Below are 20,552 nucleotides of genomic sequence, written 5' to 3'. Positions count from 1 at the left end.
GAGTCTCCTCAATAAATAAGTTGGTATCAGTCTGATTTTTATGCTTTTTAATAATTCATAAAGATATCAGTCAAACATCATGTAATGTCCGGCCCGTTCGTTAAGCTTGTTGTATTCCAGTTCCAAAATAACATAACGGTTTAGTCCGGGAGTGTAACAATGAAACCTATATTAATGTGCTTTATGACGTGCTTTATCTTAATGGTGAGTCCAGTCAGTCAGGCCAGCCGGATCTCCGATACGTTAATCGGCCCTTATCTGGGGCAAAAAAAACCGGGTGTTGTTCCACAGGTATTTGCTCCGGGGGTCGTTTCTACCAGGCACAGAGATTACAATGCCTTCTTTTCGCCCGACATGACGGAGTTTTATTTTACTCGCAGAGATAACGATACGGGTCACTGGACCTTAATGTCATACATCCAGCAAAACAACCAATGGCATGAACAGGTGGTTGGCCCACGGGTAGGACGTCCGTTTCTGGCTCCGGACGGAAAAACCATGCATCTTGGAAAATATTATATGACACGCACAGCCTGTGGCTGGGGGTCATTGCAGGTGTTAGGCCCGATGTTTGATCGTGATGATTGGGGGATTATGCGTCTGACTTCATCCCGCAAAGGCACTTATATTCTGGACGATTACAAAAGTGGGGATGTCATCCGTGTCTCAGAAATGGTCAATGGCCAGCGGCAGCCTCCAGTCGCGCTGGGTCCCGAGGTGAATACCGGCAAGTACAATGCACATCCGTTTATAGCCTCTGATGATTCTTACATTATTTGGGACGGTCAGCGCGAAGAGGGGTATGGAGACAGTGATCTGTACATTAGTTTTCGACAAAAAGACGGCCGCTGGGGCGAGGCCATCAACCTGGGAGACACCGTGAATACGTCAGGCCGGGAAGCCTCTGCGAGTGTTACGCCTGATGGTAAGTATCTATTCTTTAACCGCGATGCCGAATCCGCAGAAGGGGATATCTATTGGGTAGACGCACAGGTGATTGAGCGACTGAGGCCAGTTCAAGAATAGGCTGTGCGCGTATGGCGTATCTTGTTGTACTTTTTTTGTACCAATCAGAGGTGTTCTGTGTTAAACCTAATTGGCCACTTTAGGCATTCATATTTCGATTAAGGAAAGATTATGAAACTGAAATTAAATAAAAAAGCAGTAAAAACACTTCAGGACCATGGTTTAAACAAAGATCAGACCAAAGCAATTGCAGGAGCAGGTAATCAGGCAAGTGTCGATATTTGCTGGACACACCCGGCCTATGCGGCCTGTAGAATGCATTAAGCGCTCATTGTGTGTTAATTCAATAAACTGAGATAGATGCCCACATTTTGCGGGCATTTTCGTGTATCTTAAACGTCGATCTGAGTCATGAAGTGGATTTCAACGGGCGTTGCCAGTGCCTGTTCATAAAGTTGATATACTTTTTGGGTATATGGCTGAACATGGTGGAAATCAAAGTCATCGCGTCGTGAAAACCTTTCTATGAGTATAAGCTGCGATTGCGCTTGGTTTTCGTAGAGCTCAAAACGCTGGCAGCCTGGTTCACGTCGGGTCACTTCGATAATCGCCTCAATTGCAGTTTTACAATCTTGGTAGTAATCGGTCTTTGGATTAATATAGGCGACCAGATTGACGGCGTCATTGTGTAAGGGCGAGTCGTTACATGTGTTGTCATTTGTCATTAAAGACCTCCATAATACAGCGTGTGAGTGTTTGAATAGGGCTGCTTAGCAAGTACGCCGTTATCAGTGCCACAGGCCAGGCGTGTATAAATGCGCTTAACCAGTTCGGCACAAACCCAGCGTCAATTCCCAGATTTAAGTACGTGACCCAGCCTGATACCAATGCAGACAGGCACAATGAAAAGAGGGTCGTAAATATTAATTTTTGCATCTTGGCTCCTTGGTTACCCACCCATCATATCTGCCGCCGCAAAAAGCGGAATATCAGAAACCGAAAGTTAAGATTAAGGAAATCCCTATGCTTGATGATCTCTTACTCTTTGTTGAAGTTGCTCGGCGAGGTAGTTTTGCCAAAGCGGCAGAGGCGTTAGCACTCAGTGCCCCTACGTTGTCGAAACGCCTCGCCGCCTTAGAGGCCAGGCTTGGTTACAGCCTGATGATCCGCTCTGCGCGGGGCGTGTTGCTGACATCTCACGGGCATGCGGTTTATGATAAGGTCGCGGCGCAACTGTTAGCACTGGACGCTGAATGCACTGAATTGCTCAACCCGCAGATTAGAGTGTTTCACTTATTATGTCCGCAGAATTTGATCAATGGCCCTCTGTATTCTGTGGTTGAGTCTTTTCAGCGGACTTACCCAGATCTGACCCTTCATATTGAGCCAGATAACAGCAATGTGTTGCTGAGCCAGAAGCGATTTGACGTGATCATCCGAGTCGGTACTCTGCAAGACTCCAGCTGTTTTCATTCCCGGGTTGGCCAGATTGGGGTCAAATGTGTGGTATCAGCTCAGGCCGGCGAGGTCAGCACTTTGTTTATGCCATTTAAAGCGGAGCAAATACCAGACTCAGCATCCTGGCAAGCACTGTTGGCGCATTTTGATCAGGCTTCATACGTGGGAGACATTACCCTGGCAAGGCAAATGGTCTCATCCGGGTTAGGAGCGGCGATATTACCTATGACTGAGGTAGCTGAGCTGAATACATCGTTTTGCTATGTGGGAGAGTGGCAGCATATGCGCCCGGTTTACGCTTTATGGGCAAATGACCAGAAACCACCAGCCATGGCACAGGCTTTCATCGATTTGCTGCGCCAGGCGTGTCAAAGTTCGAGTGTACTTCAGGGGAACCTGGCTGATGTGGTAAGCGAGTAGGTTTTATATTGCCCTGCAAAAAGAGAAAACGCGCACTTAGAGTGCGCGTTTATCAGTGCCGTCGCGAAGGGGATTGTTTGGTGCACTGTACTGCGACCCTTCATTCAGTAAAACGATTGGTCTGGTTATTCGGATCACTCGTTTTTCATTTTTTATCAAATTTACAGATAAAGTCCAAAGCGGGCATCCCCCTTTTCGCGGTAGGTAATTTGGCTATCTGTCTCACCTTGCACCGCCAGATAGCAGCGACCATAAGCCTCTGGTACCTGATAATTTAGCACTGGCAATTTGTTGAAGTGCTGATAACCATTTTGGCAGTATAAAGCCACGGTGTTCAGGTTGCCGTTTTCCGCGCTTAGTGAAAATATGTTACGGTTAAGAGTATGACGCCAGGTGCGTAACTCTGTTAACTTGGCGGTCACAGTGATGACCGGGTTTTCGTCGATCTGCGCAAGCAATTGCGTCTTAAATTCAGTGACGGTTTGTTTAGACAACTGCTTGTTTTTTATGTACCGCATCTGGAGCAGGGTATTCAATGCATTACCATATTGCTTTTGATAGACCTCCAGGTTCATCAGGCTTTGCATCGACATCAATGCCATATCTGGTGTCAGTAAATGGTGCAGCTGCACCGCTTCCCTGAGATGATATTCATAATGGTGCCAGTCCCCGACATTGTAATAGTACGCGCTCAGTAACCAGGCTGTGTATGCTTGCTCAGTGAGGTTTTTGGTGTGGTCCTCCACCAGACTATCCAGCGCGGGTTTGGCCTTGGCCATTTGATTACTGACCACCAGGCGTTTTGCTTCATCAAAGTACTTGCTATATACCGTGGAGACATTGTTGTTGGTATACTGCCTGAACAGCTTATTAAACCTCAGTGGAAGTTGTCTGGCTGAGGCAATTGCATTTTCACCCAGACGCGCCGGTTGGTAGGTATGCATTTTGAGGATTGATTTAGCTCTGTGGACGGGCCTGGGTGCTGAGGCTTCAACCAGCACATGTGTGGCTTTTCCGTTCGGGTCTACCATGTAGTCGGCAAAAGCCCAGTGTTCCCGTCGACTGCCCTCTATAGCCTCTGATGGGTGTATTGAATTGTCGTTCGCAATGAGTTTGGTTGGCACAAATTGCGCCTCAGCGAATACGGGCGAGGAGAGTAGGCCTGTGATCAGGCAAAGTAGTGCTTTTTTCATTGTGAGTATTCCCGTTTCTGGCTCCGACAACCATATCAGAGCATTGCGCCTAACTAAGTAGGTCAGGCGGAGTGCAAATTATACATTGCTCATCCGTATGAGATAAGGGTAGTTCACGCATGAATCCCTATTAGAGTTCCAGCGTGAGCGGGTTTTTGTGCGTATTTGCACACAGCAACCAACTGTTTTATCAATCATGGTGATTCGTTTTATCTACTTTACAGCTTGCTATCCTGCGACTAACTTTGAACTTTCAGTATGTTGCTATCATGGAGGCACGCTATGGTGCAGTGGTTAATGGGGTTAACGGTTAAAAGCCGATTGGTGGTCGGGTTTGGTATTGCGCTGGCATTATTGGTCGTGATGACCATTATTGGCAGTAATCGGGTGACCTTTATTGATCAGACATTAACCGAGATCACCGACGTTAACTCGGTCAAGCAACGTTATGCCATTAATTTTCGGGGTAGTGTACATGACAGAGCGATAGCTATTCGAGATGTCGCGATTGCCAGAAGCCCGTCCGAAATTGCTGAATATGAACGTGAAATAGAGCAACTTGCACGTTTCTATCAGGACTCCGATGCTAAAATGACGCAAATGATCAACTCAGGTGGTCATTTTAGCGCTCAGGAGCGTGAGATACTCACCCGGATTAAACGGATAGAAGCGAAAACACTGCCCCTGATCCGCACCATACTGAGTAATAAAAAATCAGCTCAGAGCGTTGATGCTCTGGTACTGGATGAAGCGCGTCCGGCCTTTATCAGCTGGCTTAACGTGATCAATGAATTTATTGACTATCAGGAACAGCAAAACCAAACACTGACCCCGGCTGCGCGCGATGCCGCAGGTGGGTTTTCTCAGCTGATGCTGTGGTTTACCTTTATTGCCGTGGCAATCAGTGTACTGGTGGGCTGGGCCATAGAGCGTAGTTTCCAGCGCTCACTGGGGGGCGAACCTCAGGATGCCGCGGCGGCTGTAACGCGGATTGCGGGGGGCGACCTCACCGTTCAGGTTGACACCAACTATCCGGATAGCATGCTGGATTCCGTATGCAGGATGTCTGGTGAATTAACCCGGATCGTCACCAGTATCAAAGAGGTGTCTGAGCAGCTATCTGTGCAGGCCAGTACCGTGACGGGAGCGTCCGGTGAGATATATGATGCTGCACAACATCAGGCTGAGGCCACCAGTAATACCGCCAGAATGCTCGACTCATTACGAGAAAATATGATGCGGGTGAGTGATATCGCCAGGCAAACGGAAGAAAACTCAACGCAAACTGTCAGCTTTGCTGATCAGGGACGCCAGGCAATTCGTAATACCGCAGAGGCGATGGATACCATAGCGCAAACGGTGGATGGCACGGTGTCGCAAATTCAAAAACTGGCGGAGCAGACTAAGCAGATCGGCGGCATCGCCAACGTGATCAGCGGGATCTCAGAACAGACCAACCTGCTGGCGCTGAATGCGGCTATTGAAGCCGCACGGGCCGGAGAGTCCGGGCGCGGCTTTGCAGTGGTGGCAGACGAAGTGCGGCAACTGGCACGCAGAACTTTTGAAGCCACAGATCAGATTGAAACCATGATCCGGGAAGTACAAAGTGAAACCTCTGCAACCGTGGCGGCCATGGAAAAAACCCAGCCCCAGGTTGAACATGGCCGGACGCTGACATTTGAAGCCACTGAGCTGCTGGAGCAAATAGATACCCAGGCACAAAACTCCCTGTCTCAGGTGGGAGAAGTCGTTAACGTAGCGCAGCAGCAGGCGTCGGCCATCAATGAGGTGGCCTCGAACATGGAAGAGATCACCGAAGCCGCTCAGGATGCCATGAGTGCGCTGAATGACAACAAGCAGGCCACCAGGAAACTGTCGGAAATGTCCGGCGTATTGAGTAAAAATATTGGCTTCTTTCGCATCTGAGTGTACTTAACACCCAGTGCGGGATATGATTTATGCCTCATTAACCCGCTGTATTACGGGTAAACAAGCACTGGAGCAGTTATGCGTTTGAGCCGTAAGGCCTGGAACAATGTAGTGATCTTCTCTATGTTGATCATGATCTTTTTTCTTAACGGTATTCATCAGAAAATCAATCCGCCGACAGAAGAGCTGGGCAGTATGCCGCTTTTTGAGCAACAAAGTTTTGTGCTGGCACTGGGGTTTCCCGGTTATAAGATTGAGCGCATTGGCACCTCCTGGCGGCTCAGTGCCGATAAGGATGCCGCCTGGCAGGCGCAACCCGCTGAATTGGAAGCGTTGATCACCCGGTGGCAGGAAAGTGAGCTGACCCTGACTGAAAACCCCGGCTTGCCGGGCAGTGCTGCGCTGAGTGTTGCCCAGTTCTGGCTGGCAGGCAGTGAACTGCCGGTGAGTTTTCAGCTGTATCAGCAACAGCAAAGCTATTATCTTTTTGCCAGACAATCACAGCGTTGGTTTAGTGTGGACAAAACACAGGCACAACAGTTATTTGCCCCTATTGAGTTGAAATAATGCCAGAATTACCCGAAGTAGAAGTGAGCCGTTTAGGCATCGAACCCCATATCAAGCATCAAAATGTCAGCAAAGTGATTGTGCATCAGCGTCAGTTACGCTGGCCGGTCCCAGAGCAGATCAGCCTGTTAGAAGGGCAGGTTATCAGTGCCGTGAAACGGCGGGCAAAATATTTGCTGCTGGAAAGTCCGCAGGGTACGGCCATCTTACACCTGGGCATGTCGGGCAACCTGCGCGTTGTGGCGCAGGATACGCCACTCAAAAAGCATGACCACATAGAATTTCATTTTGCCAACGGGCTGGCATTGCGTCTCAACGATCCCCGCCGTTTTGGTGCCTGCCTGTGGCAAGGGGTCACTGAGGAGCACAGCGTATTTGCAAAACTGGGGCCGGAGCCGCTCACGGAGGCGTTTACCGCCGAGCACTTATATGCAGCCAGTCGCGGTAAAAAGGTGGCAATCAAACAGTTTATTATGGACAATCAGGTGGTTGTCGGGGTCGGTAATATCTATGCTAATGAGTCCTTGTTTAAAGCCGGGATCCACCCCAAACGGGAAGCGGGGAAAGTCTCGTTACAGCGTTATCAGCGCCTGACGCCAATCATCAAAGAGACGCTGGCAAGTGCCATTAAACAGGGGGGGACTACCCTCAAAGACTTTGCACAAAGTGACGGTAAGCCGGGCTACTTTGCCCAGGAGCTGCTGGTCTATGGGCGTAAAGGCGAACCCTGTGTCAGCTGTGAGACCACGCTGAAAGAGATCCGCCTGGGTCAGCGCAGCACCGTCTACTGTCCTCAGTGTCAGCGTTAGTCGCTGCCGCTAAGTGCAGGCAGGGGCTCGGCCTGATAGCACAGACTAGCCAGGATCTGGGTGACCTGAGCAATGCGCAGTGCAAAACTGGACTTGAGTGCCCGCTCGTGAATGGTGTGGTCCCCGTCACCATAGGGGCCAAAGCCATCTAACGTTGGTGTACCGGTGGCAGCGGCCGTGTTGGCATCGGATACCCCACCGCGATGTTCCACTGGCAGCTCATAGCCCAGGATCTCATTGATCTCACTCAGTAAAGCCGATTGTTTGTCTGTCGGGGCCATAACGCCACGTTGCAGACCCCCTTCTAATTTGACCGACACCCCAGTCACTTCAATGGCCAGACAGATGTTCTCTATACCTTCGAGTAAACGCTGCTGCTCAGAGGCTTTGGTAAAGCGTGCTTCTACTACCATAGTGGCCGAAGGGGAAATGGTGTTGGCACCAATGCCGCCCTGGATTTTGCCCACATTGACGGTGCTGCCCCGTTTCAGGTCGGTCAGGGCCGACATTTCCATCAGCATGTTTGCCAGTGCAAAGTTCGCATCAATCCCATCCCGGTAATGGTTGCCGGCATGGGCCGCTTTACCTGTGATAGTAATGGTATAGGTAGCAATGCCTTTGCGGGCCACCACCAGTTCGTGATTTTTACCGGCGGCTTCAAACACCAGGCAGGCATCATACTGTTTGGCGATTTTAGTGGTCAGTGCTTTGCTGTCGTCGCTGCCAATTTCTTCATCGCTGACCAGCAGCCAGTCAATGTTATGGAGCTTGCCATAGGTGCGCTTGAGCTGACGCAATGCATTCAGTGCAACCCAGTTGCCGCCTTTCATATCGCACACGCCAGGACCATAAACGCACTCTTCATCCTGACTGAATTCGACAAAGGTGTCGGGGGGATAGACGGTATCCAGATGGCCCAGTAAAAGGATCTGTTTACCAGCCCCTCTGGGCGCACGCAGCAGCAAATGATCGCCAATATGTTCTCTTTGATAACGGGTGAGCGTATAGCCCAGCGGCGCTGCCAGTTCAATCATCTGTTCGCCGTGCTCATCCACACCAGCTTTATGTTTACTGTAAGAATTACAACGAATTAAAGACGCGAGTTCATTAAAGTCCAGACTATCCATAACAGGTCCCTGCGGTAATTTTGGCCCATCGTGGCGATTTTCGATGACAGTGGGGTGACGGAATTATGAACAGTTTTTGGATCCTGATAGGTACAGAAAAACGATCAAAAATCTGTCACACAGTGCCCTGTAAAATAGCCTTCCTGACCAAATCTTATGCACCTGTTCAAGGACCAAGGAGACACTTTATGACACGCTCAGTCACGGCACCGCACGTTGGCATCTGGATGTACGAAAATGGGGGAGGGCGCGAGATAGAGCAGCGCCTGGTTCATGCGCTGGCAGAGCGCGGGATCCAGACCAGTACCGGGCTCAACTTGCGCGATGCCCGGGCAAAGGACGGCCAGATCAGCTGTAACGGCGTGGTGATGGAGCAGCTGGATGCGTTTTTAAGTTACAACGCGGGTCAGCAAACTCAGTTTCAGGTGTATCTCTATCAGGCGCTGAGCCAGGCCATTCCAACGCTGAATAATTACGACGCGTTTGCACTGGCGGAAGATAAATTTCGCACGTCGCATTTGTTGAACAGCCAGGGGATCTGCACGGCGGATTATCGTTTGTGCCACAAAAACGACATGGACGGGTTAAAGCAGGCACTGCGGGATTTTGGTGGCAAGCTGATCTACAAACCCACCGATGGCTGGGGTGGTGTTGGCATTGTCAAAATCGACAGTGAACAGGCGCTGGACATGCTGCTGCCGTTTTTGAGCCGCACCGACTTGCGTTATTTCTACGTTGAGCGCTTTATTGACTACGACAACACCGATTACCGCATTGATGTGGTGGATGGCAAGTTTGTTGGTTGCTATGGCCGCAAGGCCCCGAAGGATGACTGGAAAACCAATATCACCAGTGGCGGTTCGGTGTTTGTTCGCGAGCCCGACAACGAAGTGGTTGAGCTGGCGCTGCGCGCTGCCAGTACCTTAGGTCTGGAAATTGCGGGTGTGGATCTGATCTATGACCGCGAGCGTGAGGAGTATGTGGTGCTGGAAGTCAACACCATTCCGGCCTTTGCCACGCCAGAACAAGAAGCGCTGGGGATCAATTTTAACCAGGCCAAGATCGATGCCATGGTGGAGCTGATCGAGCGCACTGCAACGCAACACAATGCGCTGCACACGCACAAAGTGGCCTGATGGCCAGAGCACAGAGTTATTTTACCAACCCATTAATTTTGCCAAGGTGGCCCGAGCAATGACTGCAAAACCCAAACTCCCAAAGATTGGACTTCTCTATCTGGATTACGTCTTACGCTTTTTTGACAAATCCAACTTCAAAGGTTGGCCAGACAAAATCGAAACTGTGGTATATCACTGGGGCAATGACAAAGCGCGTTTTATTGCCGAAGTGAAGCGCAAGCAAATCGATGTGCTGATCGGTAATATTCCCGCGACGGCCTACGAAACGTTTCGTGAAATCGCGCGTGCCTTGCCGCATGTGCGTTTTTTGCCCTCGCTGGACAGCCAGTTCTCTAACAAGTCAAAAGAGAACGTGACCCATTTTTGCCGCAAATACAAACTGCCGGCACCACATACCGAAATCTTCTATGTCCCGGAAAAAGCCAAACGCTACCTCAGTCAGGCCAGTTATCCGAAGATCATTAAGCGCTCTTATGGCCCGTCCAACTATGGCGGCTACTTTGTCCACAAAGTGGACAATTACGACGAAGCGATGGCGCTGCTGGCGGAGAAAAAATACTACCCGGCCTATGTACAAGATTTTGTGCCTATGGAAGCAGACATTCGTGTCATGCTGGTGGGTCATAAGCCAGTGTGTGCGTTCTGGCGTCGTCCCCCGGAAGGGGAGTGGCTGACCAACACCAGCCAGGGGGGCAGTATGGACTATCAGGCGGTACCTAAGTCGGTCCTGAAGCTGGCGACTGCCGCGTCGAAAGCGGCCAATGCAGAATACTGGGCCTGCGACATTGCACTGGGCAAAGATGGCAAGCTCAGGATCCTGGAATGTGCCACCGCCTTTGCGGCGTTTCCGTATATTCGTGACTGGATCGGTCAGTATCTGATGTGGTTACTGTCGGACGGCCATTTCCGTAAGCCGAGCATCCCGCTGTATAACTGGGAAGAGCTGGGCAAAATCGATTCACGCTTGCTGCGCACTATGCGCCACATTGGTTTTTCCAGTTACACACCGAGTCAGGACTGCGGCGAGACTTTCCACGGCATGGATGAACAACAGTTTCCAATTCTCGATACCCAGCATCAACGCATCGAAGAGTGGCCAAGCGAGATCTGGAACCTGCAGGATAACTTCGTGCTGCAGGCTAAATCGGCACAGGCCAAAGCCCTGCAACCCATTCCGGGCAGCGATGAGCAGGCGGGCATGGAGCTAAACAGCTATCCGGCTCCGATGTTTGATGAGGCGCAGATCCGGGAGATCCTGGCTCAGGTGAAAGGCATTGGCGACAAGATGATCGATGAGATCATGTCGACGTTTGGTGCACACGGCGTCGTTGAAGCCCTGAATACTGAGCCGCAGCAACTGTGTGTGGTGAAAAACCTGAAGGACAAGAAACTGGAAAAGATTGTGGCACACTGGCAACAAGTGATGCCGCCTGGAATGACTACACATTAGTGTTTCTTGCTGTACCGGATCAGGCCATCTGATCCGGGTTATAGCTTATCGTTTTCTGCAACTGAGCAACCGCTATGAAAATCCAATATGCGTCCTATCAGGACACCATAGAGTTCCTGCAAAGCGCCATGAGCGCGCATCCCCATTTGATCCGTTTACAAAGTATTGGTGAGACCTGGGAAGGCCGACCAATCATGCTGGTGACCATTTCCCTGGATGTGACCTACGCTGATGATAAACCAGCGCTACTGTATACCGGCTCGATTCATGCCAGAGAGTGGATAGGCAATGAACTGGCAGTGAAGTTTGTTCAGTATGTGATTGATAATTATCGCTTTAACCCTAAGCTGCAACATGCGTTGACCCGCAATACTCTGTATATGGTGCCGTGTCTGAACCCTGATGGCTTTGAGTACTCTCGTAACCACTTTTCATTTTGGCGCAAGAACCGACGCAACAACGGCGATGGTACTTTTGGGGTGGACCTGAACCGTAACTTTGATGCCAAGTTTATGCGCAATCAGAATACCGGCTCGAATACCTATGGCGGTCCTCATGCCTTTTCTGAACCGGAAACCTGTGCCATTCGCGATTTTGTGGAAAGTCACGAGAATATTCGCATTGCACTGGATTATCACTCCCAGGGTAACGTCTTTTTCCCTGCTCATAAGTTTAATCATGAAGTGGAGATCGAAGGCACCGATCTGAATGTGTTATGCGCTAACATGAACCACGAGATTAAAAAGGTCACGGGTCGTCAGTATGGGATCCACCGTGGCAAGCCGCCCGCTCAGCTGATCCACGGCAGTGGCCGCGAGTATTATTATCGTAAAGGGATCATCGCCACTGTGGTGGAGGTGGGCACGCGTAACATTCCGGATTATATGAAAAATATGTCCGAGAGTGTGGCCGAGAATATACCGGCCGTGCAATATGCGCTGAGTGAGGCGATCAATTACTCACCATTGGCACCTAAGCGGGTTGAAGGCTTCACCATTAAATCCGTGTCCCATGACAGTGTAGAGCTGGAGTGGCAGTATGAGGACAGGGACGACATTTATTTTGAAGTCTATCGCAGTCAGCACAACAAAAATCCGTGCGGTGAAGAAACCCTGGTGGCTATCACTAAAACTTTAGGGTTTACAGATAGTCAGCTACGTAGCGGGCACAGTTATTTTTACAACATTCGTGCTGTCGATAAGGTCACTAAAATTAAATCGTCATTCAGTCCCGAGCTGAGGCTAAAAACCCGCCTGGGCCGGACTGAAAGCGCCCGCACTTTGTTTCCTTCGCGCGAGTCTGTGGGCTATTTATCGCAGAACAATCAGGCTAAAAACAAAGAGCACTTTGGTTATAATTCCATGTTTATTGGCGTCGATAAAAAGCGTGGGATCAGCATGGGCGTGGTGCAGTTTGATCTCAGTAGTATCGTGGAGGGCTCGCAGATCTTAAGCGCCCAGTTTTTTATTTATCCGATGAACCGGGTAGCCGCCAAAATTGAAAAGTATGGCGAGTGGTCTGTGGCTATTCTCGATGCAGATCAGCTTGAGGACATCTATGACTACAATACCATTGCTGATGCTAAGCCTTTGCATACGTTGGGACAAACCATAGAGTCCGATAAACTGACTCAGGGGATCTGGCTGAAATGGCTGTTTAATGGCGTTGAGCGCAGCTTACTGGCCAAACTGTTAAAGCAAAAGCGTTTGCTGCTACGTTTACAGGGACCAAAGAAATTACCTTTGGGCAAAGACTCTCAGGTGATGCAATTCGATATAGGCTACGGTTCATTTGGCAGTGGTCTGCATTACCGGCCTAACCTGGAGCTGGTTTATCAGTTACCTGAACAGCAGCTCGCCCTGAGCCCGCTGTCCTGTAATACCATATACAAAGATAAGGTAGTGGCCGATAAGCTGGCGTCGGGATTCGATGCTGAAGGCGACATAGTATACGGCCAGATGTCGTTTGATCTGAATGTGGACTTGCCGGTGGATCGTACGGTCTTCACCAATGCCTGCCTCACCGTACGCTGTTGTAATTCCATAGCCTCGGCACGGGATGTGCGCTTTACTATTGAGCTGGTGGAACTCAGGGATGTGGATTATCAGCATGTTAAACAGCGTCAGAAGATAGAGTATATCGGCTATGAGGTGAGTAATGAGCAACTCAGGGAGCGCGCCGAGCATCACTTTATCTTTGACAGCTACAGCTTGCAGGAACTGGAGCGTTTGCATCAGGCACAGACCCCATTCTACTTTATCATCCGAGCCACGGCGGAGTCGCAGGCCACAGATGCACTGGTGAACTGGACCAACTGTCAGGATCAGCAGCCAGCACAGCTGAAGATTGATTATATCGAGCGCCGCAAACATCCGGTGGCGGCACCCCATAATCTGCAAACCCAGGTCGAAAACGGCGTGGTCAAGCTGACCTGGGAAAATGAAGAAGACGAAGATCTGGTAGGCTTTTTTGTGGTGCGCAACCGTTTCCATCCGCCGCGCTCGCCCTTTGATGGGGTGAAGCTTTACGGGGGACGGGATAACTATACGTTGGACAACTTCGGCACGCCGGATATTGCTAAGTATTACGCGGTGTTTAGCTATGATGATGTGCCGAATTACTCGCAGCCGGTAACCATATATTATCCGGGCAAAGCCGAGCGCTGAGTTTTTTATCCATAAACTAACAGGGCCAGCCTGGTTGAACTAAGCTTACTCCATTGTGAGCGCGGCGATTAAGGTGGCTGGTATGCAGTTTGAATCTGGCATTCTGGTCCTGGTATTTTTGATCCTGGCCCTGTTTATTGGTGCACTGACCCGTCATGCCCTGAAAAATACCCAGATCCCTTACACTGTGGCATTGCTGGTGATAGGGATCTGCATTGGCCTGGCGCAGCGGGGTGAGGTTTTTGGCGGCGACATACAGGTGGTGGGCGATACCCTGACGCTGGTGGCCGACATCGATCCACACCTGTTCCTCTTCCTGTTTTTACCGACCCTGATCTTTGAAAGTGCCTTTGCTATGGAAGTGCATTTATTCCGGCGCATGTTTACTCAAATCGCCATTCTGGCGGTGCCAGGTCTGATGCTGGCCATCTGGCTGACGGCCGAGTTACTGCATTTGAGCGTACCTGAACACTGGCAGTGGAGCTGGGCCATGTGCCTGATGTTTGGTGCCCTGATCAGTGCCACCGATCCGGTGGCCGTGGTGGCCTTGCTGAAGGAAGTCAGTTCGCGTAAGCGCCTCGAAACCCTGATTGAGGGCGAGTCTTTGCTTAACGATGGTACCGCCATTGTGTTTTTCAGTTTGTTTTATGTCTGGGTACTGGCCAGCAGTGCAGGGGAAGGAGCCATGATGGCCTCACCTGTACAGGCGGTTGGCCAGTTTGCCGGGGTCGTGCTGGTGGGGCTGGCGATAGGCCTGGTACTGGGTGGGTTGTGTATTATGTGGATCGATCGGGTATTTAACGATCCCATGATAGAGATCACCCTCACCATTGCGGCGGCGTATTCGGCTTTTTTCATTTCCGAGTCGTTTCATGTGTCCGGGGTGGTAGCTGTGGTGACCCTGGCGCTGGTGCTGGCGAGTGTCGGGCGCACTCGCATAAGCCCGGAGGTCGCCGGGTTTTTACACCACTTCTGGGAAATGATGGCGCATATTGCCAATACTTGTATTTTCCTGTTAGTGGGGATCCTGGTGGCCATTCGGGTGCCACTGGACGATCTTCAGGCGTGGCAGACGCTGGGCATTCTGTATGTGGGGATCATGCTGATCCGGGCCACTTCTATCACTGTATTTACCCCGCTGCTGAGCCGCATAGGCGTTGGCATTACATTTGAGAAAGCCAGCGTGTTGTGCTGGGGCGGCCTGCGCGGGGCGGTCTCGTTGGCGCTGGCATTGACGGTGGCTGCAAGCGAGGCGATCCCCAAGGAGATCAGCGATCGCATGCTGTTTTTGTGTGCCGGCATTGTGGTACTAACGATATTAATTAACGGGGGCACCATGGGCATGTTGCTGAAGTTTCTGCGTCTAGATAGCCTGCCCCCGGCCAAACAGGCTACCGTCGACAAAGCCAATCAGCAGGTGGCCAATACCCTGCAAACCCTGTTGCCAACCATGATGGACAGCCCGTTTTTACGCGGTGCTGACTGGCAGCAGGTGAAAGCCCAGGTCAAACTGGGAGCAATGGCACAGTCAGACACGGCAACACCGATAGACAAAGATGACCTCAATACCGCTTTTTTACGCCGCCTGCTTGAAACCGAGCGCAAACATTACTGGACGCAGTTTGAACAAGGCACGCTGGGTAAACGGGCAACCAACTTGCTGGTTGAAGCTGTGGAGCAGGCACTGGATGGCAGCCCCTGTATCGGGCAGCGTGATACCCTGTTTGCGACCTGGCAGGTGCCCGGCTGGCTGGAGCGACTGCGCGGTATCGCCTGGCTGGAGCGGGCACTGCTGAGGTTGTATTTTGAACGTCTGGTCGTGGGTTACGATGTGGCACGGGGGTTTATTCAGGCTCAGGAGGCACTGGAAAGTCATATCGATACGTTGTCGCCAAACGCGCAGATAGCAGGCCAGGTTCGTCAGCAGGTGCAGGACAACATCACTCAGACCATAGCGCGCATCAATGAACTTCAGGAGACGTTTCCGGATATCGTTCAGGCATTGCAATCACAGGCGGCTACCCGATTGCTGCTAAACCGTGAGCGTGCGGTGATCAACGAGCAACTGAAGCTGGCGGTGCTCGATAAACCCGAAGCCGGCCGCTTACTGGAAGATGTTGAAAAGCGCATGGCCGCATTACAAAAAGCCTCGATTTTTCGTCAGACGGAAGCGGCACAGCTGGACCAGCAGATACCCTGGTTACATGGCGCCACACAATCAACCCGAGAACAAATCAGTGCCTGTCAGGAGCGCGGTATATATGATGCGGGACAGGTGTTGATCCGCCAGGGTAAGTCGCTGAATAAATTGGGGGTGGTGTACCGGGGCAGTGTGCGGGAAGTGGCTGCAGGCGCGCATGGCCACAGCCAGGTTGTCGTCAGGGGGCCGGGCGAGGCACTGGGAATAACCGCCTTACTGACAGGCATTTCGGCGCTGGATTATCTGGCCGAAACCCCCTGCGAAGTCATGTGGATCCCGGCCGAAAAACTGAAAACACTGATGCAGGAAGACCCGGCCTTGATGCGCATTTTTTGCCAGCAGCTGGCCGATGTGTAGCTTTGCATTTGGTCGAAATGTATGCAACTGTAGTGAGGTGCTAAAGGCACATATTTCAAACAACAATAAGGAAATAAACCATGAAACTACAGTTAAATAAAAAATCGATAAAGCAGTTAGATTGCCAGTCTCGTGCTCTGGACGGGGCGCAGACGCCACAGGTTGCGGGTGGCGTGCGCTATACCGAACGGGATGCCTGTAATACAGCAGCCGTTTTCTGTGATACTTACCATTTCAGAAGCTGCCTGTGCTAAGGCCTGTCGTATAAGTGCCATGTGGCTCACCCCTGAGCCACATTCAGATAAATCACCCGGTGTTTATAATTCAAACGGTGCGACGCCAACCGCGTCCATTTGATAACCGGTTTGTGCGAGGTCACCTTTCCAGGTTGCAACTTTCATAGTCCCCGTGACAGTAATGGCATCATACAGGCTGTCGATGGGCACACCGTTCTTGATTTTAACATGGACAATTTGATTGGGTGGTGGGGGGGGCACGTGAATACAGGCACCAAAGTAAGGGACCAGCAGAAATTCCGTGATCACTTCGCTGTCGCCTTCCAGTGGTACCACAAATCCGGGTAAACTCACTTGCTTACCATCCAGGCTTTTGACCACCGGTGCATCCAAGTCCGGCTGCACCCAGTTTTGCTGGTCGCCATCATGACTGGCTGCGGCGTCCTGATTGCTGAGCTGAACATGGCCCTGAGGGATCAGATCTTCCCAGAAAATCTCTTTAGGGGGCTCAGCCTGCACTTGTACTGAAAAGAGCAATAGCGCAGTACATAGCCAGAAAAAAGTGCGTAATGGTGTCATTCAAAACCTCTTATAGCTTAATGCTCATGCCATCGCTGAGCGAATAGAAATAGGCCCGGGTTGCAGGCAATATGCCCATCAAAGTACCGGCCGCCATGATAACGCCGATCAACATCAGTTCATAGTGACTGAGCAGTGAAATGCTCAGGCTGATCCCAAACTGACTTTGCAGTGTGCCCTGCGCTAGAGCGATAAGCGCGTAAAACAGGGCAATACCCAGTGCGCAACCCGCAGCTGTAATTAAAATGGCTTCACTGCTCATCAGGGTAAAAATATGCCGTGGTCGCGCGCCCACAGAGCGCAGAATGGCCAACTCACGGCGGCGCTGATTGAGCGTGGCCAGTAAGGTTGTGAGCATACCCAAAAGACTGATCAGCACCACAACGCCTGAGAACAGCAACAGGATTTTTTCTACCAGGCCCAGCATGCGCCACAGCTCACGCAGCGTGACACCGGGCATAATCGCAAGTAGTGGCTCGGCTTTGTAATGGTTGATATTACGGCGGATCTGCAAGGTGTACAGTGGCGAGTCCAGCCCCATTAAAAATGCCGTGATCTGTTTTGGCTCGCCAATCAAGTCACCATGCAGGTCTGCGGGTGCCGGCACAGCAACTGCGATGGTGTCGGGCTTGTCATGACCGTGGTCATGCTCATCTGCATGGTCGTGGTCATGGCTGTCATTGTGCTTGTGCTCATCAGCATGGCCGTGGTCATGACTGTGATTGTGTTCATGCGCATCATCTTGCTCAGCTGACAGTTTTGGTTTACCTATCATGCGCGGCGCTGATTTAGGCTGGTTATGCATGGCCTCGATGGCTGCCAGTGGCACATGCACGGTTTTATCCACCGGCGTGCCGGTTGGCGCCAGGATCCCCACTATGGTCATCGGGTTTTCGTCATGATGGTGGAAGCTGGTATTGCCCATACCGTGTGAGATCACGATTTGCTGGCCAAGCTGGTAATGCATTGTTTGGGCGACCTCGCTGCCCAGTACGACTTCCTGTGCATTGACAAACGCGCGACCCGCGGCAAAGGCCAGTGGTTGCTTTTTGCCATAGCGAAAGTGTGCAAAGTAGGTGCTGTCGGTACCCAGCACCGCATGGCCCTTGTGGCTGTCGCCTAAGCTGATGGGGATGGCCCAGTTTACACCGCGTTGCGCCTTGATATCCTGATAGCTGTCCCAGCTGACGCTGTTGTTGGCATGACCGATGCGAAATACGCTGGAAAGCAAAAGCTGAATATCACCGCTGCGTGCGCCGACGATCAGATCGGTGCCCGACACGGTATTGCTGAAACTGCTTTTGGCTTCCTGGCGTACCCGCTCAATGGTCAGCAGTAGCATCACACTGATGGCTATGGTAAACAAGGTCAGCAGCACACTGGCCTTGCGATTGAACATACTTTTGGTTGCTAACGTGATCAACTGCATTGAGCTACCTCGTTAATGTCGGTCAGGCTCAGATGTTTATCAAACATAGCGGCCAGGCTACTGTCATGGCTGACGAATAAAATGGTTGCGCCATATTGGCTGGCTTCTTTGAACAACAGTTCGATAAAGGCGTTACGGTTATCAGCATCCAGTGCAGAGGTCGGCTCATCGGCAATGATCAACTCCGGCTGACCAATAAAGGCCCGGGCTGCGGCAACCCGCTGTTGCTGACCAATACTCAGCTGAGCTACAGAACGCGCCATAATGCTGGTATCCAGGCCAAGCTCCTGTAACAGCTGTTCGGCCTGCTGGATCAGTGTTTTACCTGATGCTTTAATGCGTTCACTGCGACTGCGGGAGAAGTGACAACCCAGCATGACGTTTTCTACCGGGCTTAGATAGGGCAGCAAGTTAAAGTTCTGGAATATAGTACCAATGTGATCGGCCCGGAATTTGTCTCTGGCGGCATCGCTAAGCTGTGCCAGATCGCTGTCAAGCAGGCGGATGCAGCCAGACTCGGGTTTGTTTACGCCGCTCAAAAGCCCCAACAGGGTTGATTTACCGCTGCCGCTTGGGCCATGTAAAAATACCCGCTCACCGGGAGCAACTTCCAGTTTGGGTATGTTGAGTGTGGCATCTGTCTGGCCGGGCCAGCGAAATATCAGGTCGTTAATTTCTAGCATAGTCTCACATCAATGGCGGATCACGCCCGCATCATAAAATACTTGTGCCCCAAGCTAAACCTGCCTGCGGCATATCGCCGATCAGTGCGGTAAAGCAATTGTGATTTAGCGGCTGCTCGACTATCATACACCGCTCTAACCCCCTCTGTATTTTGCGTCCTTTAGCAAGACGCAGCCGTTCTCTATGGAGATACAATGAGTAGCTACAAAGTTCTAGACGTCAATGACGATCTACCCATTCGCACCAAAGGTGCTGTGCACAGTGGTAAAGTACGTTCAGTTTATTGGTTAACCGACCAGGACAGCGCCCGCTTGATCGAAGAAAAAGGCTATGACGTCCCGGTCGGGACTGAGCTGGCGATCATGGTGATCTCGGATCGCATCTCCGCATTTGATTGCATCTGGCAGGGCGAAAATGGCCTCAATGGTGTGCCGGGTAAAGGTATCGCACTGAACAGTGTGGCCGCCCATTGGTTTAAATTGTTCGATGAAGCCGGCCTGGCCGGCAACCACATCGTGGATATTCCACATCCTTACGTGTGGATTGTACGTAAAGCCAGTACTGTGCGGGTGGAAGCCATTGCCCGTCAGTACATTACTGGCAGCATGTGGCGCGATTACAGCAAAGGCGTGCGCGAGTTCTGTGGGATCAATCTGCCCGAAGGCCTCAACGCGCATCAGAAGCTGGATGAAGTATTGATCACCCCGTCAACCAAAGGGATCATTCGTGGTTTAGCAGATGTGCCTGAAGTGGATGATGTGAACATCACCCGCCGCAATATCACGGATAATCTGGATGCATTTAACTTTAAATCCGAAGCCGATGTAGCACGTTATGAGCAGCTACTGAGCGAAGGCTTTGCTTTGATCTCTCAGGAGCTGGCTCAGCTGGACCAGATCTTTGTTGATACCAAATTTGAATTTGGTTATGTCGAAGACAAAGATGGCACAGAGCGCCTGATCTATATTGATGAAGTGGGCACGCCTGATTCATCGCGGATCTGGGATGGCCCGGCCTACCGGGACGGCAAAATCGTGGAGAACTCGAAAGAAGGTTTCCGCCAGCTGTTGATCAACAATGTGCCCGACAGCGACGTCTTGCTGAACAAAGATCGCATGAATGAGCGTGAGCAGCTGGCAACCAGCTACAAATTACCAGAGCAGGTGATGATGTCGGTGTCTGATACTTATGTGGGCATTGCCAGTAAAATCGTCGGTAAGCAGTTAGCCATTCCTCAAAATCCGCGTGACGAAGTGATTGCCGTGCTGGATAAAGAGTATGGCCTGATCAACGCCTGAGTGGCACTGGCTGAGTAATAAAAAAGCGGCGGACTGCCGCTTTTT

At 51.2% G+C, this 20,552-nt stretch carries 19 protein-coding genes; 12 read left to right on the top strand and 7 right to left on the bottom strand.

Annotated elements, in window-relative coordinates; genetic code table 11:
- Positions 1-159 precede the first annotated feature (159 nt).
- Positions 160-1,026, top strand: a complete 867-nt coding sequence (locus MHN33_RS12235) for a hypothetical protein (RefSeq protein ID WP_239398264.1) — start codon at positions 160-162, stop codon at positions 1,024-1,026.
- Between the two features lie 111 nt (positions 1,027-1,137).
- Positions 1,138-1,290, top strand: coding sequence for a hypothetical protein (locus tag MHN33_RS12230; protein ID WP_171045418.1), 153 nt, complete (start codon positions 1,138-1,140; stop codon positions 1,288-1,290).
- A 68-nt stretch (positions 1,291-1,358) separates the two neighbouring features.
- Here MHN33_RS12230 and MHN33_RS12225 read toward each other — a convergent pair whose 3' ends face one another.
- Together MHN33_RS12225 and MHN33_RS12220 are read right to left on the bottom strand one after the other, a co-directional pair.
- Positions 1,359-1,691 carry an antibiotic biosynthesis monooxygenase gene (locus MHN33_RS12225; protein WP_239398263.1) on the bottom strand — a complete coding sequence of 111 codons (333 nt, stop codon included), beginning with the start codon at positions 1,689-1,691 and terminating at the stop codon, positions 1,359-1,361.
- On the bottom strand, positions 1,681-1,902 hold the full coding sequence (locus tag MHN33_RS12220) for a DUF2798 domain-containing protein (protein WP_239398262.1): 222 nt from the start codon (positions 1,900-1,902) through the stop codon (positions 1,681-1,683). Before MHN33_RS12220 ends, MHN33_RS12225 begins: the two co-directional genes overlap by 11 nt.
- Before the next feature lie 87 nt (positions 1,903-1,989).
- On the opposite strand from MHN33_RS12220, the gene MHN33_RS12215 reads away from it, so the two are divergent.
- Positions 1,990-2,844, top strand: coding sequence for a LysR family transcriptional regulator (locus MHN33_RS12215; RefSeq protein WP_239398261.1), 855 nt, complete (start codon positions 1,990-1,992; stop codon positions 2,842-2,844).
- Between the two features lie 161 nt (positions 2,845-3,005).
- Here the strand turns inward: MHN33_RS12215 and MHN33_RS12210 are convergent, their stop codons facing one another.
- Positions 3,006-4,037 carry a hypothetical protein gene (locus MHN33_RS12210; RefSeq protein ID WP_239398260.1) on the bottom strand — a complete coding sequence of 344 codons (1,032 nt, stop codon included), beginning with the start codon at positions 4,035-4,037 and terminating at the stop codon, positions 3,006-3,008.
- A 282-nt stretch (positions 4,038-4,319) separates the two neighbouring features.
- Between MHN33_RS12210 and MHN33_RS12205 the strand changes: the two genes are divergently transcribed.
- The 3 genes from MHN33_RS12205 (at position 4,320) to mutM (ending at position 7,342) form a co-directional block, all read left to right on the top strand.
- Positions 4,320-5,963 carry a methyl-accepting chemotaxis protein gene (locus MHN33_RS12205; protein WP_239398259.1) on the top strand — a complete coding sequence of 548 codons (1,644 nt, stop codon included), beginning with the start codon at positions 4,320-4,322 and terminating at the stop codon, positions 5,961-5,963.
- An 81-nt stretch (positions 5,964-6,044) separates the two neighbouring features.
- Positions 6,045-6,533: a hypothetical protein gene (locus tag MHN33_RS12200; protein WP_239398258.1), complete on the top strand. Its 489-nt coding sequence runs from the start codon at positions 6,045-6,047 to the stop codon at positions 6,531-6,533.
- Positions 6,533-7,342, top strand: coding sequence for a bifunctional DNA-formamidopyrimidine glycosylase/DNA-(apurinic or apyrimidinic site) lyase (gene mutM / locus MHN33_RS12195; protein WP_239398257.1), 810 nt, complete (start codon positions 6,533-6,535; stop codon positions 7,340-7,342). The genes MHN33_RS12200 and mutM overlap by 1 nt, the downstream gene beginning before the upstream one ends.
- Here the strand turns inward: mutM and MHN33_RS12190 are convergent.
- Positions 7,339-8,469 carry a M20 family metallopeptidase gene (locus tag MHN33_RS12190; RefSeq protein WP_239398256.1) on the bottom strand — a complete coding sequence of 377 codons (1,131 nt, stop codon included), beginning with the start codon at positions 8,467-8,469 and terminating at the stop codon, positions 7,339-7,341. The two genes, mutM and MHN33_RS12190, sit on opposite strands and share 4 nt — an antisense overlap.
- A gap of 188 nt (positions 8,470-8,657) precedes the next feature.
- Here MHN33_RS12190 and MHN33_RS12185 point away from each other — a divergent pair, with 188 nt between their 5' ends.
- From MHN33_RS12185 to MHN33_RS12165, 5 genes are all read left to right on the top strand, one after another.
- A complete protein-coding gene (locus tag MHN33_RS12185; protein WP_239398255.1) occupies positions 8,658-9,605 on the top strand; it encodes an ATP-grasp domain-containing protein in 948 nt (315 codons plus the stop codon).
- A 58-nt stretch (positions 9,606-9,663) separates the two neighbouring features.
- Positions 9,664-11,058, top strand: a complete 1,395-nt coding sequence (locus MHN33_RS12180; RefSeq protein ID WP_239398254.1) for a hypothetical protein — start codon at positions 9,664-9,666, stop codon at positions 11,056-11,058.
- A 74-nt stretch (positions 11,059-11,132) separates the two neighbouring features.
- Positions 11,133-13,724 (top strand): M14 family zinc carboxypeptidase, encoded by a 2,592-nt coding sequence (locus MHN33_RS12175; RefSeq protein WP_239398253.1) that lies wholly within the window; start codon positions 11,133-11,135, stop codon positions 13,722-13,724.
- A gap of 82 nt (positions 13,725-13,806) precedes the next feature.
- Complete coding sequence (locus tag MHN33_RS12170; RefSeq protein WP_239398252.1) at positions 13,807-16,281, top strand: cation:proton antiporter; 2,475 nt, start codon at positions 13,807-13,809, stop codon at positions 16,279-16,281.
- An 80-nt stretch (positions 16,282-16,361) separates the two neighbouring features.
- On the top strand, positions 16,362-16,535 hold the full coding sequence (locus MHN33_RS12165; protein WP_239398251.1) for a hypothetical protein: 174 nt from the start codon (positions 16,362-16,364) through the stop codon (positions 16,533-16,535).
- Positions 16,536-16,598: 63 nt separating this feature from the next.
- Here the strand turns inward: MHN33_RS12165 and MHN33_RS12160 are convergent, their stop codons facing one another.
- Genes MHN33_RS12160 through MHN33_RS12150 form a run of 3 tightly spaced genes read right to left on the bottom strand, consistent with a single transcriptional unit; the run spans position 16,599 to position 19,208 of the window.
- Entirely contained in the window at positions 16,599-17,096 is a 498-nt protein-coding gene (locus MHN33_RS12160; protein ID WP_239398250.1) for a DUF3299 domain-containing protein, read from the bottom strand.
- A 10-nt stretch (positions 17,097-17,106) separates the two neighbouring features.
- The gene (locus MHN33_RS12155) at positions 17,107-18,525 is read right to left on the bottom strand and encodes an ABC transporter permease (protein ID WP_239398249.1); all 1,419 of its coding nucleotides are present in this window, start codon (positions 18,523-18,525) and stop codon (positions 17,107-17,109) included.
- Positions 18,516-19,208, bottom strand: a complete 693-nt coding sequence (locus tag MHN33_RS12150) for an ABC transporter ATP-binding protein (RefSeq protein ID WP_239398248.1) — start codon at positions 19,206-19,208, stop codon at positions 18,516-18,518. Before MHN33_RS12150 ends, MHN33_RS12155 begins: the two co-directional genes overlap by 10 nt.
- A gap of 195 nt (positions 19,209-19,403) precedes the next feature.
- Here MHN33_RS12150 and MHN33_RS12145 point away from each other — a divergent pair, with 195 nt between their 5' ends.
- The gene (locus MHN33_RS12145) at positions 19,404-20,507 is read left to right on the top strand and encodes a phosphoribosylaminoimidazolesuccinocarboxamide synthase (RefSeq protein WP_239398247.1); all 1,104 of its coding nucleotides are present in this window, start codon (positions 19,404-19,406) and stop codon (positions 20,505-20,507) included.
- Positions 20,508-20,552: the final 45 nt, after the last annotated feature.

Source organism: Pseudoalteromonas sp. OOF1S-7 (assembly GCF_022347765.1).
Lineage (GTDB): Bacteria > Pseudomonadota > Gammaproteobacteria > Enterobacterales > Alteromonadaceae > Pseudoalteromonas.
Note: the sequence above shows the minus strand (reverse complement) of the source record. Positions and strands in the feature narration are given on the sequence as shown.

Coding starts and splice junctions, on each gene's coding strand:
- MHN33_RS12235 (WP_239398264.1), top strand. CDS start 160: ATGAAACCTATATTAATGTGCTTTATGACGTGCTTTATCTTAATGGTG.
- MHN33_RS12230 (WP_171045418.1), top strand. CDS start 1,138: ATGAAACTGAAATTAAATAAAAAAGCAGTAAAAACACTTCAGGACCAT.
- MHN33_RS12225 (WP_239398263.1), bottom strand. CDS start 1,691: ATGACAAATGACAACACATGTAACGACTCGCCCTTACACAATGACGCC.
- MHN33_RS12220 (WP_239398262.1), bottom strand. CDS start 1,902: ATGCAAAAATTAATATTTACGACCCTCTTTTCATTGTGCCTGTCTGCA.
- MHN33_RS12215 (WP_239398261.1), top strand. CDS start 1,990: ATGCTTGATGATCTCTTACTCTTTGTTGAAGTTGCTCGGCGAGGTAGT.
- MHN33_RS12210 (WP_239398260.1), bottom strand. CDS start 4,037: ATGAAAAAAGCACTACTTTGCCTGATCACAGGCCTACTCTCCTCGCCC.
- MHN33_RS12205 (WP_239398259.1), top strand. CDS start 4,320: ATGGTGCAGTGGTTAATGGGGTTAACGGTTAAAAGCCGATTGGTGGTC.
- MHN33_RS12200 (WP_239398258.1), top strand. CDS start 6,045: ATGCGTTTGAGCCGTAAGGCCTGGAACAATGTAGTGATCTTCTCTATG.
- mutM (WP_239398257.1), top strand. CDS start 6,533: ATGCCAGAATTACCCGAAGTAGAAGTGAGCCGTTTAGGCATCGAACCC.
- MHN33_RS12190 (WP_239398256.1), bottom strand. CDS start 8,469: ATGGATAGTCTGGACTTTAATGAACTCGCGTCTTTAATTCGTTGTAAT.
- MHN33_RS12185 (WP_239398255.1), top strand. CDS start 8,658: ATGACACGCTCAGTCACGGCACCGCACGTTGGCATCTGGATGTACGAA.
- MHN33_RS12180 (WP_239398254.1), top strand. CDS start 9,664: ATGACTGCAAAACCCAAACTCCCAAAGATTGGACTTCTCTATCTGGAT.
- MHN33_RS12175 (WP_239398253.1), top strand. CDS start 11,133: ATGAAAATCCAATATGCGTCCTATCAGGACACCATAGAGTTCCTGCAA.
- MHN33_RS12170 (WP_239398252.1), top strand. CDS start 13,807: ATGCAGTTTGAATCTGGCATTCTGGTCCTGGTATTTTTGATCCTGGCC.
- MHN33_RS12165 (WP_239398251.1), top strand. CDS start 16,362: ATGAAACTACAGTTAAATAAAAAATCGATAAAGCAGTTAGATTGCCAG.
- MHN33_RS12160 (WP_239398250.1), bottom strand. CDS start 17,096: ATGACACCATTACGCACTTTTTTCTGGCTATGTACTGCGCTATTGCTC.
- MHN33_RS12155 (WP_239398249.1), bottom strand. CDS start 18,525: ATGCAGTTGATCACGTTAGCAACCAAAAGTATGTTCAATCGCAAGGCC.
- MHN33_RS12150 (WP_239398248.1), bottom strand. CDS start 19,208: ATGCTAGAAATTAACGACCTGATATTTCGCTGGCCCGGCCAGACAGAT.
- MHN33_RS12145 (WP_239398247.1), top strand. CDS start 19,404: ATGAGTAGCTACAAAGTTCTAGACGTCAATGACGATCTACCCATTCGC.